A 16,280-nucleotide genomic window follows, 5' to 3' on the forward strand; every position below is an offset into this window, starting at 1 on the left:
CGTTGTCGACATCCGTGCCGGATTCCTCCCAAAAGCATCAGCGCCGCGAGCATGCGCTGATGCTGGCATTGGTGTCGCCGGCGCTGCTCGTGATTCTTCTCCTGATCGTGCTGCCGGTCGGCTGGCTCGCCTGGCAGTCGATCTACCATGACGGTCTTACGCTGGAGAACTATCGCCGGGTCTTCACCGAAGACATCTACTGGCGCAGCTTTGCGCTGACCTTCGAGATCAGCCTCGCGGTGACGGTCATTGCGCTGCTGCTCGGCTATCCCGTGGCTTATCTCGCCAACGCCGTGCCGAAGGGCTGGAGCATCCTGATCCTGTCGCTGGTTGTGCTGCCGTTCTGGACCAGCGTGCTGGTCCGCGCCTATGCGTGGCTCGCGCTGCTCCAGCGTACCGGCGTGATCAACCAGTTCCTGCGCTATCTCGATGTCATCTCCGAGCCGCTCGCGCTGGTGCATAACACGTTCGGCACGGTGGTTGCGACCGTGCACATCCTGCTGCCGTTCATGGTGCTGCCGCTCTATGCCACCATGCAGAAGATCCCCGGCGATTTGATGCAGGCCGGCGCGAGCCTGGGGGCGAGCCCGTCGCTCACCTTCTTCCGCGTGTTCCTGCCGCTGTCGCTGCCGGGCGTGCTCGCCGGCTGCACCATGGTGTTCGTGCTCTGCCTCGGCTTCTACATCACGCCGGAATTGCTCGGCGGCGGCCGCACCGTGATGGTGTCGATGCTGGTGAGCCGCAATGTCGAGCTCTACAACCAGTTCGGCGCTGCGAGCGCGGTCGCCGTGGTGCTGCTCCTCAGCGTGCTCCTGATCTTCTTCGCCGTCAGCCGCTTCATCTCGCTCGATCGCGTGTTGGGGCAGAAATGACGCGCACTTCGCCCGCACGGATTGTCCTCTACGTGATCAGCGCGCTGGTGCTGGTCTATCTGATCCTTCCCGTCCTGATCATCGCGCCGATCTCGTTCTCCAGTGCGCGCTTCCTGACGTTCCCGCCGCCGTCGTTCTCGCTGCGCTGGTACCAGCAATATTTCGCCAATCCGGCCTGGATGCAGGCGACGCGGGTGACGCTGACGGTCGCCTTCTTCACGGTCCTGATCGCAACGCCGTGCGGGGTTGCGGCGGCCTACGCGATCAGCCAGTCGAAGCTGCGCATCATGCGCATCATGCACATGGCGCTGCTGCTGCCGCTGGTGGTGCCGATCATCATCACTGCGGTCGGCATCTTCTTCGTCTATGCAAAGGTCGGCCTGGTCGCGACCATGCCCGGCCTCGTGCTGGCGAACGTGATGCTGGGCTTGCCCTACGTCGTCATCTCGGTGCTCGCGGGCTTGCAGAGCTTCGATCCGGCGCAGGAGATGGTGGCGCGCAGCCTCGGCATGAACCGCCTGCGCAGCTTCTTCGCGGTGACGCTGCCGCAGATCAAGTCGAGCGTGGTCGCGGGCGGCATCTTCGCCTTCATCTCGGCGATGGACGAGACCATCGTCGCGCTGTTCATTTCCGGCGGCCAGTATCAGCCGCTGACCAAGCGCATGTTCACCGCGCTGCGCGACGAGATCGACCCGACGATTGCCGCGATCTCGACGCTGATGACGGCGGCGTCGTTCATGCTGGTGCTGCTGGCGAGCACGCGGGGGAAGAAGGGCGGGTGAGGGGGCTCTGTGGCTTCGCCCTCGGTGTCATCGCCCGCGAAGGCGGGCGATCCAGTACTCCGAGAGGGTGGTAATTGAGTCGAGAGGCGGCAGCGTACCGGATTCCCCGCTGGAGCCTGTCATCGGGCTCGCCGAAGGCGAGACCCGGTGGCGGGGAATGACAGTTGGGGTGTAGCCGCAGCTAAGCCGTCGCCGCCAGCCACGCCAGGATCATCTCCACGATCTGCGTCCGGCTCTTCGCCAGCACCCGGGGCTCGCTGAGGTCGCGGTCGAACAGGGCGCCGAAGGTGTGGCGGTTGGCGACGCGGAAGAAGCAGTAGGAGGAGATCGCGAGGTGCAGGTCGATGGCGTCGACGTCGTCGCGGAAGACGCCTTCGCCGCGTCCGCGTTCGAGGATGCCGTCGAGTGTCGCGATCACGCTGGCGTTGAGCTGGCGCAGTTGCAAATTCTGCTTCAGGTGCTTGCCGTGGTGGATGTTCTCGATGCTGACGAGGCGGATGAAGTTCGGATTGCGCTCGTCATGGTCGAAGGTCGCCTCGATCAGCCGGCGCAATCCCTCGCGGGCGTCGCAGCTTCCGATGTCGAGCTGGTCTTCTAGCGCGCGGATAGTGCGATAGGCCTCCTCCAGCACCGCGAGATAGAGCTGCTCCTTGCCGCCGAAATAGTAATAGATCATCCGCTTCGACGTACGCGTGCGCGCCGCGATCGCATCGACGCGGGCGCCGGAATAGCCCTCCGCGGCGAATTCGGCCATCGCCACTTCGAGGATGTCGCGCTTGGTGCGCTCGGGGTCGTTGGTGCGCTTCGATGGGGGCGGCATGCGCTCGAGCATCACTGTTTCTCCCGCCAGTTTCCACGGATCACCTTGAAGGTGAAGGCAAATTTCACCCGTCCGGGCACTGATCCAATGCGTATTGCATAAACGTACTAGTTCGTACATTATCGCTCCAAACCAAAGTTGCGGCAACCAGAACCAGAAAACGCGCGCGAGGCGATCTGCCTGACGCGAACCGCACCGGCCACATCGGGAGGAGTTTTCAATGACGTTGACGTCAACCGCACCGCTGCGCGCATCATCCAGCGCGGAAGCCGCGCCGAACAAGCTGCCGAAGCGCGCCGCGCTGGTCAGCTTCGTCGGCAGCATGCTCGAATACTACGACTTCTTCATCTACGGCACCGCTGCGGCGCTGATCTTTCCGAAAGTGTTCTTCGCCAACGTCGATCCCTCGACCGCGACGCTGCTCGCGTTGCTCTCCTTCGGCATCGGCTATATCGCTCGGCCCGTGGGCGCCGTCATCCTCGGCCATTTCGGCGACCGCATCGGCCGCAAGACGGTGCTCTTGTTCACGCTGGTGCTGATGGGCGGCTCGACGCTTGCGATCGGCCTGTTGCCGGATGCCAAGACCATCGGAAACGCCGCGCCTGTCATCCTGACGCTGCTCCGCCTGTTGCAGGGCCTGTCGGCCGCCGGCGAGCAGAGCGGAGCCAACTCGCTGACGCTGGAGCACTCCGCCAATTCCAACCGCGCCTTCTTCACGAGCTGGACCCTGAGCGGCACCCAGGCCGGCGCGATCCTTGCGACGCTGGTGTTCATCCCGGTGTCGAGCCTGCCGGAAGACCAGTTGTTGAGCTGGGGCTGGCGCATTCCGTTCCTGCTCTCCGCGCTCGTGCTGCTGGTCGCCTATCTGGTGCGGAGGACCATGCCGGAAACGCCCGTCTTCGAGGACATCAAGGACAAGGCGCAGGTGGCGCGCTTCCCCGTCGTGACGCTGCTGCGCGACTACTGGCCGGATGTGCTGCGCGTCATCGTCTGCGCGCTGATCGCGACCGTGAGCACCATGACCGCGGTGTTCGCGCTCGGCTATGCCACCAGCAAGTTCGGCGTCGCGCGCCCGACCATGCTGTGGGCCGGCGTGCTCGGCAATGTCACGGCGCTGCTCACCCAGCCGCTGTGGGCGCTGCTGGCCGACAGGATCGGCCGCAAGCCGGTGTTCATCGGTGGCGTGCTCGGCTGTGCGGTGCTGGTGTTCCCGTATTTCATGCTGGTGACATCAGGAAATACGCTGGCGATCTTCGCCGCGGCGATGATCCTCTCGGGTGTCATCTACGCCGCGCCGAACGCGATCTGGCCGTCGTTCTATGCGGAGATGTTCGACGCGCGCGTGCGGTACTCCGGCACGGCGATCGGCACGCAGCTCGGCTTCCTCGCCGCCGGCTTCACGCCGCTGGTGAGCGCGAGCCTGGTCGGCGAAGGGCCGAACGGCTGGATTCCCGTGGCAATCTTCGTTGCCTGCTGCTGCGTGATCTCGGCGGCATCAGCGGCCACCGCGCGCGAAACCCACAATGTCGACATCGCCGATCTCGGCAAGCAGCGCGCCTGAGTCAGGATGAGTGAAAGTCGCATGTTGACCAACGCAGTTTCGACCACCAGCGGGCCGATCATCGGCGCCGAGCAGAACGGCCTGCGTGCCTTCAAGGGCGTGCCGTTTGCGACCGCGCGGCGTTTTGCCAAGGCGACACCGCCGCTCGCGTGGACGGAGCCGCGCCAATGCTCGGACTACGGCGCCTATGCGCCGCAGCCCGGCCATCTCGATCATGCTGACGAGGAATCCTGTCTCAGCCTGAACATCTGGGCGCCGGCGGCGGATCACCCGCTGCCGGTCAAGTTCTTCATCCATGGCGGCGCCTTCGTCACCGGCGGCGGCGCCGACTATGACGGCTCCTTCCTCGCCGTACACGGCCCGGCCGTCATCGTCACCATCAACTACCGGCTCGGGCCGCTCGGCTTCCTGCAACTCCATCGCCACGGCTTCACCGAAGCCAACAACCTCGCGCTCCAGGACACGCTCGCGGCGCTCGATTGGGTCCACGCCAACATCGCGAACTTCGGCGGCGATCCGGATGCGATTACGCTGTCGGGACAATCCGCCGGCGCCTCCATGGTGATCGCGCTCGCAACCCTGCCGCAGGCCAGAGGCAAGTTTATCCGTGCGCTCGCGCTAAGCGCGCCCGGGCGCGACATCATGAGTGCAGGTCACGCCGACGATGTCGCGCGCCACGTGCTCGAGGAGCTCGAGCTTGCGCGCGATCCCGGCGCGATTGCGTCCGTGCCGCTGCCAAAGCTGTTCGCGGCGGTGGAGCGCGTCGGGCGCAGGTTCGCGGACGAGACGGACGCAGGCACCTTGTTCGGTCCGGTGCTCGACGGCACGGTCATCGCGCGCGAGCCGCGCGATGTTTTCACCGACGGAACTTTGCGCGACATTCCGCTCTGGCTCGGCTCCTGCCGCGACGAGATGGTGATGTTCCTGAAGAGCAATCCGCCGGCTGCGATGATCCGCACCACTGAGCGGCAAGTGCGCGCTGCGTTCGGCGATGCCGGCTGGTGCCGGCTGCTATCCTATTACCGCGCCACCGCGCGCCTCGACGAGGATCCATACGAGGCGTTGTTGTCGGATGCGTTCTGGCATCGCCCCATGGCCGATCTCGCGCGGCGTCATGCTGCGGCGGGCGGCGCGGTGTGGTTGAGCCGGTTCGATCATCGCCCGGCGCTGGAGCCGTTCCTGTCGCAGGGACCAACCCATGGCGCGGACAATGCCTGCCTGTGGGCGCATCTGCCTGATTTCATCTACCGGCCGATCCTCAAGCGTAAGGGCGGGCCGATGACGCCTGCCGACATCGACGTCGCGGCGCGGCTTCAGGCGAGCCTTCTATGCTTTGTCACGACTGGCGTGCCTGATGTCGAGCAGGCCTGGCCGCGGTTCGCGCCCGGCAATGAACCGCTCGCAATCTTCGGCCAGCCGTTCCATATTGTGCCTCTCAATGACGGCGCGCGCTTCCGCGTGTGGGCGGAGCTGACCGAACAGTCCCGTCCCGAAGTGGTGGCCTGACAAGAAAAGAAAAAGGGGAGACCGGATGAGCGTTTCAGACAGCGGGCGCGTGCTCCCGCGCGCGATTCTTGCGATAGCCTCGATCCTCTCTGTGCTGGCGGCCTCGCCGGCGCCGGCGCAGGTCGTCGTGACGCCGATTCCCGAAGATCCCGTCGGCATCGATAGCGGCGCTGTCTCCGGCAAGGTGCTGCCGTCCGGCGTGAAGGCGTATTTCGGCATCCCCTATGCTGCGGCGCCGCTCGGCGATCTGCGCTGGCGCGAGCCGCAGAAAGTCGAGGCCTGGAAAGGCACCTATCACGCCGACCGGTTGGCGCCCGAATGCATCCAGGTGCTGCGCCGGCACAACCTCAATCATTATTTCGGCGAGGAGGCGACCAGCGAGAATTGTCTCTATCTGAACATCTGGGCGAGCGCTGACGCGAAAGCGGGCGCAAAGTTGCCGGTGGTGGTCTGGATCTATGGCGGCGGCTTTACGCTCGGCTCCAGCGGCATGGCGATGTATGACGGCGAGAATGTCGCCAGGAAGGGCACGATCTTCGTCAGCTTCAATTACCGCGTCGGCATCTTGGGCAATCTGGCCCATCCCGAACTGACCGCGGAATCGCCGCATCGTGCTTCCGGCAATTGCGGCCTGATGGACCAGGTCGCGGCGCTGCAATGGATCAAGCGCAACATTGTGACGTTCGGCGGCGATCCCGACAACGTCACCATCACCGGGCAGTCCGCGGGCGCCATGTCGGTCTCCGCGCTGGAGGCGAGCCCGCTGGCGAAGGGCCTGTTCCATCGCGGCTTCGCGATGAGTCTCAGCATGTTCGACAATCGATTCAAATTCCCGGCGCTGCCGGCCGCCGAGAAGATCGGTCTGGACGTGCAGGCGGCGCTCGGCGCGTCCTCACTCGCCGAGATGCGGCTGATCCAGGCCGACAAGATCCTGGCAATCCAGAAGGATTGCCAGCTCGGCTGCGCCGGAACGATTGCGGTGACGCCCGACATCGACGGCTACGTCCTGCCCGACACCGGGCCGAACATCTTTGCCGCAGGGAAGCAGAACGATGTCGCAACCGTCGCGGGCTTTACCAGCGACGAAAGCTCCAACGACCTCCGCACCGCGGCCAATCTGGAAGGTTATGTCGCCGCTGCGCGAAAGCTCTACGGCGATCAGGCCGATCGTTTCCTCGCACTCTATCCGGCGAAGACCGACGAAGAGGCCAAGGTGATGGGACTGCTCGCCGCACGCGAGGGGCTGGTCGAGGTCGGCACGCGCAACTGGGCCATGGCGCAGGCGAAGACCGGCAAGGCGCCGTTCTACATGTATATGTTCTCCCGCGTGCACCCGTTTGCAAAGGACGTGCAGTTCTTCGACAGCCCGCAGAAGATCGGCGCCTACCATACCTCGGACGTGCCCTATTGGTTCGGGACCCAGGACGCCTTCAACAAATTTCGCGCCACGCGGGTCTGGACCGAATTCGATCGCGCCATGTCCGAACGCATGATGGATACGCTGGTCGCGTTCGCACGGACCGGCAATCCCGGCACGCCGGCAACGCCGTGGCCGCAGTGGAATCAGAACGCCCAGAAATATGTCGAGTTCGGTGACGATTCCGGTGTTCGCGAGGAGAACATGGCGCGGCTGGACTTCCACACGCCGGCGAATGTCACGCCCTCGACGCCACGGGTCTCGCGGGACTGAGATTCCCCAGCATCAGGGCCGGGCTTGTTGTCCCGGCCATCCAGCTCTTGCCTCGAACGCCGCCACTCACTGCATCGCCGCAGCGATCTTCTCCGCCGACATCAGCACCGGAAAATTGGTGTTGGCGCATGGCACCACAGGGAAGATCGAGGCGTCGACGACGCGCAGGCCCTGAACGCCTTTGACACGGCCTTGATTATCGACCACCGCCATCGGATCGTCGGCCCGGCCCATGCGGCATGAGCACGAGGCGTGCCACACCCCGATGGTCGCCTTGCGGACGAAGGCTTCCAGCGCATCGTCGTCGTTCATCACCTGGTCGAAGGTGAAACCTTCGACGACGAAATTGTCGATCAGGTAGTGGCGCAGCGCCGCCGGCCCGTCCATCAAGGTCGCGGCGATCTTGGTCAGGATCCTGTTTTTGGTATTGACCACGCCGATCTTGCGCACCTTGTCCGTATAGGCGGCCGGAAACGGCTTGTCCGTCACCGCTTTCACCACGTCGCTCATCTGCACGGCCGCCATCTTGCGGAAGCCGCTCATCAGGCGATCGAGGTCGCGGCGGTCGGACAGCAGATTGAACTCGACGATCGGCTCGGCGGCGGGATCGCGCGAGGCGAGCTTGACCTGTCCGGTCTCGGAATAGGTCTTGTTGACGAAGGTCAGCAGCGAGCCGATCTGCTCGCCGACCGCGTGCCAGGCCGATTTGCTGAGCAGGACGACGAACATGTCGCCCTTCGGTACGCCCGACAGCCCGGATGAATAACGCAGGCCAAGCTGCATGTGGCGCCTGGTGTGCTCGTTCATGCGCGCGCCGCGGCGGACAAAGGAGGACAGCGAAATCGAGGGATGATCCATCAGGCGCTGGCCGACGCCTGCCAGCCCCATCAGGACCGGAATGCCCATGTCCTTGAGATGACCGACCGGGCCGATGCCGGCGCGCAGGAGATGCGCCGGCGAGTGGATCGCGCCGCTGGAGAGGATGATCTCGCGGCCGCGGAATTCCTGTTCCCGTCCGTCGACCAACGCCTTCACGCCGACGCATTGCGTGCCTTCGAACAGCAGCTCTCTCACCTGCGTGTTGGTGGAGACGGTGAGATTGGCGCGCTTGCGCGTGTCGCGATCGAGATAGCCCATCGCGGCCGAGACGCGTTGCTCGGCCTGATTGGAATGCGTCACCGGAAAATAGCCGTCGACGAACTCGCCGTTCTGGTCCGGCACGAACTGGTGGCCGGCCTGCTGGAAGGCGTCGGCGAACGCCTGCGAATGCCTCGTCCAGTGTTCACGTGGAATTCTGCGTACCGGAATTCGGCCGTCCTTGCCGTGGTACGGCCCGTCGAAATCGAGGTCGCGCTCGACCTTCTTGAAGAAGGGCAGCACGTCGTGCCAGCTCCATCCGTCGGCGCCCCGCGCGTCCCATTCATCGTAGTCGGTCGGTGCGCCGCGGTTGGCCATCTGGCCGTTGATCGACGAGCCGCCGCCGAGCACGCGCGCCTGCTCGTATTTGCGCAAAGGAGGACGCGCTTCGTTGGGATTGTTGTGGCTGACGATCTGGGTCGTGACCTTGAGGTCGGTCCAATGGAAGCGGGGATCGAAATAGGCCGTGCCCGGATAGCTGTCCCTGATCTCGGCGGGCTCGTTGCCGGGCGGTGTGTCCTGTCCGGCCTCGCACAGCAGGACCTTGTTGGCGCTCTTTGCGGAGAGCCGGTGGGCCAGCACGGACCCCGCCGAGCCGCCGCCGACGATAATGAAGTCGTACACGATTGGCATTTCCTCTTGGTCTTGCCCGGGAAACGTAGCGCGTTATTTTCCCGAGGTCACGTCGGCATTGCCGCGACAGTTCGCAACTTGCATCGCTTGCCTGGCAACCACGATCGTGCAATTGTTCTGGCAGCGCCGATTTGATCCTCAGCTTGCGGGCGCTTCTACAAATGCAGCTAAAGAGACGTAGCTAAATTGACTAGCCAGTCCTGCATCCCCCGCATAGCGAGAACGATCGGCCATTCCGAATGGGAGGGGCCAAATGAGATTTGCTGCCATCGCGGACGTGCATGGGAATCGTCCGGCACTTGAAGCGGTCCTTGCGGACATTGCCATGCTCGGCATCGACGAGGTCGTGAATCTCGGCGACCATGTCAGCGGTCCACTCGAGGCGGCCAGGACCGCGGACCTGTTGATGGCGCGGGGCTTCCCGTCGATACGGGGCGATCAGGATCGAATCCTTGTCGAGCTCTGGCAGGCCGGCGGCTCCGCTCGCACCGATTTCCGTGAGCTCGCGCGGAAGCATTTCGATTGGATGGCAAGCATGCCGTCCACGCTCGTGTTTAAGGAACGGGTGTTCCTGTGCCATGGATCGCCGAGGGATGACGCGGCTTTCTGGCTCGACCACGTCGCCGATGACGGCTGCCCGCGCCCGAGCGGCATCGACGCGATCGAGGCTGAAGCTGAGGGGATCGACGCCGAGATCATCCTGTGCGCCCACACCCACATTCCGCGCGTGGTGCGCCTGAGGGATGGCCGGCTGGTCGTGAATCCCGGCAGCGTCGGGTTGCCCGGCTATGACGGGAAAGTGCCCGTGCCCTACGTGGTCGAGGTCGGTACGCCGCATGCGTGCTACGCTATTCTGGAGCATGCCGGCGCAGGCTGGTGCGCGACGATCCGCTACGTGCCCTATGACACCGCGGCCATGGCTGCACTGGCGCGAGCCAAGGGCATGCTCAGCTGGGCAAGCGCGATTGCGACGGGTTGGGTGGAGCGCGAGTAGGCCTGCCGCCAGGCAACGGCAAGATCGTCAGTTCGGACACGGTTGTCCGGCAGCGCCCCACAGGGCCATGTCCTTGACGTGGTCCTCGAAGGTGCCCGGCGGGGTCGTGCGGCCGGCTCCGGGCGCCCATCCGCGCGGGATGAAGCCGTTCAAGGATGCGTCGTGCCGCAAATGCGCCAGCAGGCCCACGGCGTCGCGGCCGCCATTGCGCTTGGGGTCCTTCAGCTGCGTACAGATCTCGGCGCCGCTCTTGCCGAACCAGATGAACTCGACTGGCGCCAGCTGCCAGTCGATGCCGGCACGCGGCGGTGACGGCGCCGGGTCGTTCGCCTGGGTGGAGGTCATGTGACAGGTCGAGCAGGCGACCTTCTCGGCCCCGATGCGGCTGTCGCCGCCGTGGATGTTCATGCCGTGCACGCGCGGCCTGGTTTCGCCTGCCGGCGTCCAGATCGGTATGGCCTTGGCGTCGACGTGGCAGTTGGCACAGCGCGGATGGGTCACCACGGCTTCAATCCGCTTCCAGGCCTCCAGACCTTCGGCGCGGCTGACGCTGCCCGGCGGCAGAGCGTCCTTGTTCGCATCGTCCTTGGCCGCGACAATCCCGGTGAGAGCCGCAATTGTCGAGGCAGCGAAAGCGAGCGCAATGAGAGAACTCTTCATGGCTCGCCTCACACGAAATCGATGAACTTGTTGAACGGCATTTCGCGGATGCGCTGCCCGGTCGCGGCGAAGATCGCGTTGGCGAGTGCCGGGGCGGCTGGCGGAACAGGCGGCTCTCCGACGCCTCTCACCTTGGGATCGTTCTCGAGCCCGCGAACTTCGATGACGGGGCATTGGTAGATCCGCATCGCTTCGTGATGATTGTAGTTGGTCTGCTGCACCGCGCCCTTGGCGTAGGTGAGCTCGCAATTGATGGCGTGGCCGAGGCCCCAAATGACGCCGCCCTGCACCTGGTTCTCGAAGTTGACGGGATCGACCACCTTGCCGACGTCCACGGCGACCCAGACCTTGTCGATCCTGATGCCTCGCTCCGTCTTCGTGACTTCGACGACTTCGGCTGTCGGTGTGCCGAAGGATTCAACGAATGCGACGCCGCGGCCCCTGCCGTTTCCGAGCGGTCCCTTCCAGTCCGACATCTCCGCGACTGTTTCCAGCACCTTGCGATAATGCGGCACGGTGCACATCGCGATGCGTGCCTTCATGGGATCGAGACCCGCGGCATGGATCAGCTCGTCGATGAAGCTTTCGGTGAAGAAGCCGGATGTCGAGGCGCCGACCGACCGCCACGTGGTGCTCGGCGAGAGTCCCTGCGCCTCGTAGCTCGTGGCCCGGAAATTGGGGATGTCGTAATAGACGTTCCACAGGCCGGCGGCCAATTGCCCGTCGGGATCCTTCGAGGGTGTGCCCGAACGCTCGAGCAGCCCCTTGAGCGGAGCAGTCGAGGCCAGCTGCAGATCGGCTGCGACGATCTTGCTCTTGTCGATGCTGCCTCGGTGCCGGGCGATCGCAATCTGCCGCGGAATGTCCTGGAGGAAATCCTCTTCGCGCGAGAACACCAGCTTGATCGGCGTTCCCTTCATCTGATTGGCGATCTCGGCGAGGACGCGGACGTTCTCGTACTCGAGACGGTGGCCAAAGCTTCCACCCGTCCACTGATTGTGGAAGGTGACCTGTTCCGGCTTGAGGCCGATCGCCGTCGCCGCGACATATTGCACGAAACGGGGGCTCTGATGGCCGACCCAGATCTCCATCCCCGTGTCGGTGACGAGGCCGATCCCGTTCAACGGCTCGAGCGGCTGATGCCCCACATAGGGCGCGCGATATTCGGCCTCGACAAGCTTGCCCGTCTTCAGCCCGGCTTCGATATCGCCGATCTTCCGCCACTCCTTGCCCAGGAATTCAGGCTTGAACGAGGATTCAAGAACCTTCCAATGATCCGCCTGCTCGGCGGGATAGGCCGAGGGCGCCCACTCGCAAGTGACGGCGTCGACCGCCTTCATTGCGTACCAGCTGTTCGTGGCGATCACCGCGACGCCATTCTTGATTTCCAGGATCTTCTTGACCCCCGGCATCGATCGCGCCTTGCTGGCGTCGTACGACTTCAGGGGCTGGCCCTTGCCAGGGTTCAGCTTGACGGCGGCATACAGCATGCCGTCCATCTTCAGGTCGATGCCGAACTTCAGCTCGCCCATGACCTTCGCGCGAACGTCGAGGCGCATCATCGGCTTGCCCAGCATGCGCCATTTCGACGGATCGCGCGGCTTGGCATCGAGCACAGGCGGAATCTTTGCGGCGTCCACGGAGAGATCGACGTAGGCGATCTTGGTGCCGTTGGGCAGGATTACATGGCCCGATTGGGTGCGCAGGTCGGCCACGGCGAGACCCGAACGCTTGGCAGCGGCAGCCTTCAGCGTCTCGCGCGCGACCGCGCCGGCAACGCGCAGCTTTTCATAGGTGTCCGGCACCGTGCTCGACCCGCCGGTCATCTGCAGGCCAGACTCTCTGAGCCATTCGAGCGTCTTGGCGCGCGCTTCCTCAGCGGCGGGACTTTGGTCCGCAGCCACGAACGGCGCGAACTCGTCGGCAAAACCGGTGTTGAAATAGGCGGGGCTGGGGCCGGCGAAGCGAACTTCGAACTGGCCGGGATCGAGGTCCATCTCTTCGGCGATCATGATCGGCTGCACCGAGCCGACACCCTGGCCGATATCGGCGTGCTGGGCGATCAGCGTGATTTTGTCGGGGCTGATCTCGACCCAGGGATTGAAGGTCACGGAGTTCGGCGCAAGGCCCGCGGTCAGTGGATTGTCACCGGCCGTCGCGGCCTGCGCTGCGTCGCTGTAGGAGCCGAAAGCGATGCCGCCGGCAACCGCGGCGGAGCCGAAGACGAAAGCCCGGCGGGAAAGCTTCTGAAGTCCCATGTCACTTCCCCGCCATCTTTACGGCTGCCGCATGGATCGCGGTGCGGATGCGCGGGTAGGTACCGCAACGGCACAAATTGCCGGACATCACCTCGTTGATGTCCTCGTCGGTCGGCTTGCCGATCAATCCAAGCAGCGAGATGGCCTGCATGATCTGGCCGGTCTGGCAGTAGCCGCATTGCGGAACCTGATGTTCGATCCAGGCCTGCACAACGGGATGGTGCTCCCTGTTGTCCAGCCCTTCGAGCGTGACGACCGACCTGCCGGCGAGATCGCCGATGCGGGCCTGGCAGGATCGCACGGCGGCTCCGTCGATCTGGACGGTGCAGGCGCCGCATTGCGCGACGCCGCAGCCATATTTCGGACTGGTGATACCGAGCTCGTCGCGGAGCACCCAGAGCAGGGGCATCTCGGGAACGACGTCGACCTGGCGCTTGGTCCCGTTGACCGTGAGCTCGATCATGTCGATGTTCCTTTCGCGCGTCCTCGCGGGACGTGAGGTCGAACAGGCACGCTCCAGCGAGCGTCGTCGAAGGTTGGACCGGCGCGGTCAGCGTGCCGCGCAAGCGCCGATGCTGTCAAACGACGGCCCCGCAGCATTTGCGAATTCGCACGAAGAGTATGGTGTGTATTTTTGCCGCGCCTTTGGCGCGATCGATGTCAATCAATTGTTTCGGAAGGGTATCGGCCTGAACCAGGATCGACTTCGCCGCCTGTTGCTCCGTTGTGCCCAAGTGTTGGGCAGCATGCGCCGCAGCCGGCGGCTGGCCATGCTTCTTGCGAGATCCGGATCGTCGAGCGTTTCAAAGTGGAGTGTTTCTCAGTGCACGACCAGCACGGGTACGTTTCCGTCCGCCAGGACTTCTGATGTTTGGCTTCCAAGGAATAGCTTCTTGAGACCTCGGCGCCCGTGAGAGCCCATGACGATCAAGTCGCAACCCGCGGACTTTGCTGTTGCGATGATCGTGGTGGCCGGATGCGCATTTGGAACATGCAGGAGTTTTGCAGATATCCCGGCCTGCTCCGCTATGGCGCGGGCTTCACCGAGGAATTTGTCCGCGCGCTGCCTGGAGGCAGCGTCGAAGGCATCAATTTCCTGCTGCGAGGGTATCCAGCCAGAGGCATGTCCGCTGCCGTAGTCGATCGGCAGCGATTCCGTGACGGCGATGACTGTCACCCTCGCCTTTAGGGCCTCGGCCAATGCAATTCCATGCTTGAGGCCGTTTCGCGCCACATCCGATCCATCCGTGCTCAAGAGAATATGGGCGTACATTTGCGAACTCCCTTATCGGCGACAATGTCTCTATCTCGCGGCGCGCAGGTCTGGTCTCGATACGGGCTTATATTTTCAGGGACAGACCAGCACGGGTATCTTCGCGTGCGTCAGCACCTTGCTCGTCACACTGCCGATGAGAAGCGCGGCAACTCCGCTGCGCCCGTGCGACGACATGACGATGAGATCGCATCCCTTATCCGCGGCTGCTGCGATGATGGCTTGATGGGGTTGCCCGCTCTCCACTTGAATCGTTTGGCAGGAGATACCGGCTGTCTTGGCCTCATTTGCCACGCGATCGAGCACGCTCGTGGCCTGCTGCTTGCGGAACTCGACATAAGCGACGACGGCTTCGAGGAACCGGCTCGACACTTCGGAAAACGGTTCCACGACGAAGATGACGGATACGGTGGCTCCAAGGGATTTCGCCAGCGCCATTCCGTGCGCCACCCCGCGCTCCGCTAGTTCGGATCCATCCGTCGGAATGAGAATATGACTGTACATGCTTTACCTCCCGAATTGTCCGGACGTATCGCTGTCTTGCGGAGGTATGCTCAGCTCGCCTTTCGGATGTAGTCTTGAGATAGATCAATCCTTATAGATGTCGGCAGTTGGCCTGATCGGGCGCTGCCTGGATCTGCGTGCGGGTTTGACTGCCGCGGGTCACGCCCCTAATGCGTCTCGTGGAACCGGCTCAGGAACGCTTTCAGCCGTTCGCTGCGGGGCTGGCGGATGGTCTCCTCGGGCGTGCCGATCTCGGCCATGATGCCGTCGTTCATGAAGCCGACGCGGGTGGAGACGTCGGCGGCGAAGGCCATTTCATGCGTCACCAGCACCATGGTCATGCCTTCGCTCGCAAGGCTGCGGATGACGGAGAGCACTTCACCGACGAGTTCCGGATCGAGCGCCGAGGTCGGCTCGTCGAACAGCATCACGTCCGGCTTCATCGCGAGCGCACGCGCGATCGCGACGCGCTGCTTCTGCCCGCCGGACAGGCGGCTCGGAAAGGCGTCGGCCTTGTCGGCGAGGCCGACCTTGGCGAGCAGATCGCGTCCGAGCGCGTTGGCCTCCGCCTGCGCCATGCCCTTCACCTGCACCGGGCCTTCGGTGACATTGGCGAGCACGGACATGTGGGGGAACAGGTTGAAATGCTGGAACACCATGCCGACGCTGCGCCGAAGCAGCGCGAGCTGAGCATCGCCGGCGGCGCGCATGCCTTTGCCGAAGGCGAATTTATGCGTGCCGATGGCAAGCTCGCCCTGCTGCGGCATTTCCAGGAGGTTCAGGCAGCGCAGGAAGGTGGACTTGCCGGAGCCGGAGGCGCCGATCAAGGTGACGACCTCGCCGCGGGCGACCGAGAGCGAGACACCCTTGAGCACCTCGTGGTCGCCGAACGCCTTGTGGATGTTGTCAGCGATCAGAGCACTCATCGGTGCGCTCCCATCTTCAGCTCGACCCTATCAGCGACCAGCGTCAGCGGGAACAGCACGACGAAATAGAGCACGGCGATCGTGGTGTAGACCTCGAGCGGCTTGTAGCTCGACGCCGTGATGACAGTGCCCTGGTAAAGCAGGTCGCCGACCGCGACCACCGACACCAGCGAGGTGTTCTTGAGCTGCATGATGGTCTGGTTGATGAAGGAGGGGATCATCACCTGCGTCGCCTGCGGCAGCACGATGCGGCGAAAGATCTTGCCGCGGCGCATGCCGATGGCGCGGCCGGCCTCCCACTGGCCGGTGTCAACGGCCTCGATGCCGCCGCGGAAGATTTCCGCATAGAACGAGCCGGCATAGAGCGACAGCGCGATGAAGCAGGCCATCGCCGGCGACATGTCGACGCCGATCAGCACGGGCAGGGCATAGTAGACCCAGATCAGCTGCACCAGCAGCGGCGTGCAGCGGAACACCTCGATATAGAGACGCAGCGGCACCGTGACCCAGCGCGGTGCCGTCGTGCGCAGGATGCCGACGAACAGTCCGATGGCGAGACCCGCGACCACCGTGGTCACCGTGTAATACACGGTGACCAGGAGCCCTTGCCAGATCAGGCCCCAATACGGCTTGAGCGCCGCGAAGTCCCAGACATACATGGCCG

The 16,280-nt window shown here is 64.1% G+C and carries 15 protein-coding genes; 6 read left to right on the forward strand and 9 right to left on the reverse strand.

The features are described 5' to 3' along the window. Positions 1-59: 59 nt before the first annotated feature. Positions 60-872: an ABC transporter permease gene (locus BJ6T_RS12425; protein ID WP_039229077.1), complete on the forward strand. Its 813-nt coding sequence runs from the start codon at positions 60-62 to the stop codon at positions 870-872. After that, entirely contained in the window at positions 869-1,654 is a 786-nt protein-coding gene (locus BJ6T_RS12430; protein WP_014492714.1) for an ABC transporter permease, read from the forward strand. Before BJ6T_RS12425 ends, BJ6T_RS12430 begins: the two co-directional genes overlap by 4 nt. A 181-nt stretch (positions 1,655-1,835) precedes the next feature. Here BJ6T_RS12430 and BJ6T_RS12435 read toward each other — a convergent pair whose 3' ends face one another. Continuing rightward, positions 1,836-2,486: a TetR/AcrR family transcriptional regulator gene (locus tag BJ6T_RS12435; protein ID WP_014492715.1), complete on the reverse strand. Its 651-nt coding sequence runs from the start codon at positions 2,484-2,486 to the stop codon at positions 1,836-1,838. Positions 2,487-2,694: 208 nt separating this feature from the next. On the opposite strand from BJ6T_RS12435, the gene BJ6T_RS12440 reads away from it, so the two are divergent. Genes BJ6T_RS12440 through BJ6T_RS12450 form a run of 3 tightly spaced genes read left to right on the forward strand, consistent with a single transcriptional unit; the run spans position 2,695 to position 7,231 of the window. Beyond that, positions 2,695-4,035 carry an MFS transporter gene (locus BJ6T_RS12440; RefSeq protein ID WP_014492716.1) on the forward strand — a complete coding sequence of 447 codons (1,341 nt, stop codon included), beginning with the start codon at positions 2,695-2,697 and terminating at the stop codon, positions 4,033-4,035. A gap of 21 nt (positions 4,036-4,056) precedes the next feature. Next, entirely contained in the window at positions 4,057-5,541 is a 1,485-nt protein-coding gene (locus BJ6T_RS12445) for a carboxylesterase family protein (protein ID WP_014492717.1), read from the forward strand. Between the two features lie 25 nt (positions 5,542-5,566). Beyond that, the gene (locus BJ6T_RS12450; RefSeq protein ID WP_014492718.1) at positions 5,567-7,231 is read left to right on the forward strand and encodes a carboxylesterase/lipase family protein; all 1,665 of its coding nucleotides are present in this window, start codon (positions 5,567-5,569) and stop codon (positions 7,229-7,231) included. Between the two features lie 66 nt (positions 7,232-7,297). Here BJ6T_RS12450 and BJ6T_RS12455 read toward each other — a convergent pair whose 3' ends face one another. Continuing rightward, positions 7,298-8,992 (reverse strand): GMC family oxidoreductase, encoded by a 1,695-nt coding sequence (locus BJ6T_RS12455; RefSeq protein ID WP_028170624.1) that lies wholly within the window; start codon positions 8,990-8,992, stop codon positions 7,298-7,300. A gap of 262 nt (positions 8,993-9,254) precedes the next feature. Between BJ6T_RS12455 and BJ6T_RS12460 the strand changes: the two genes are divergently transcribed. Further along, on the forward strand, positions 9,255-9,995 hold the full coding sequence (locus tag BJ6T_RS12460; RefSeq protein ID WP_014492720.1) for a metallophosphoesterase family protein: 741 nt from the start codon (positions 9,255-9,257) through the stop codon (positions 9,993-9,995). 27 nt (positions 9,996-10,022) lie between these two features. Here BJ6T_RS12460 and BJ6T_RS12465 read toward each other — a convergent pair whose 3' ends face one another. The 7 genes from BJ6T_RS12465 to BJ6T_RS12495 all read right to left on the reverse strand — a co-directional run bounded on the left by BJ6T_RS12465 (position 10,023) and on the right by BJ6T_RS12495 (position 16,275). Then, positions 10,023-10,655, reverse strand: coding sequence for a hypothetical protein (locus BJ6T_RS12465; RefSeq protein WP_014492721.1), 633 nt, complete (start codon positions 10,653-10,655; stop codon positions 10,023-10,025). An 8-nt stretch (positions 10,656-10,663) separates the two neighbouring features. After that, positions 10,664-12,913 carry a xanthine dehydrogenase family protein molybdopterin-binding subunit gene (locus tag BJ6T_RS12470; RefSeq protein ID WP_014492722.1) on the reverse strand — a complete coding sequence of 750 codons (2,250 nt, stop codon included), beginning with the start codon at positions 12,911-12,913 and terminating at the stop codon, positions 10,664-10,666. A 1-nt stretch (position 12,914) separates the two neighbouring features. Further along, complete coding sequence (locus BJ6T_RS12475; RefSeq protein ID WP_014492723.1) at positions 12,915-13,376, reverse strand: (2Fe-2S)-binding protein; 462 nt, start codon at positions 13,374-13,376, stop codon at positions 12,915-12,917. Positions 13,377-13,733: 357 nt separating this feature from the next. After that, positions 13,734-14,186, reverse strand: coding sequence for a universal stress protein (locus BJ6T_RS12480; RefSeq protein WP_014492724.1), 453 nt, complete (start codon positions 14,184-14,186; stop codon positions 13,734-13,736). A 75-nt stretch (positions 14,187-14,261) separates the two neighbouring features. Continuing rightward, positions 14,262-14,690 carry a universal stress protein gene (locus BJ6T_RS12485; protein ID WP_014492725.1) on the reverse strand — a complete coding sequence of 143 codons (429 nt, stop codon included), beginning with the start codon at positions 14,688-14,690 and terminating at the stop codon, positions 14,262-14,264. 167 nt (positions 14,691-14,857) lie between these two features. After that, a complete protein-coding gene (locus BJ6T_RS12490; protein WP_014492726.1) occupies positions 14,858-15,616 on the reverse strand; it encodes an amino acid ABC transporter ATP-binding protein in 759 nt (252 codons plus the stop codon). Further along, positions 15,613-16,275 (reverse strand): amino acid ABC transporter permease, encoded by a 663-nt coding sequence (locus BJ6T_RS12495; protein ID WP_014492727.1) that lies wholly within the window; start codon positions 16,273-16,275, stop codon positions 15,613-15,615. Before BJ6T_RS12495 ends, BJ6T_RS12490 begins: the two co-directional genes overlap by 4 nt. Between the last annotated feature and the right edge of the window lie 5 nt (positions 16,276-16,280).

Source organism: Bradyrhizobium japonicum USDA 6, from assembly GCF_000284375.1.
Classification (GTDB): domain Bacteria; phylum Pseudomonadota; class Alphaproteobacteria; order Rhizobiales; family Xanthobacteraceae; genus Bradyrhizobium; species Bradyrhizobium japonicum.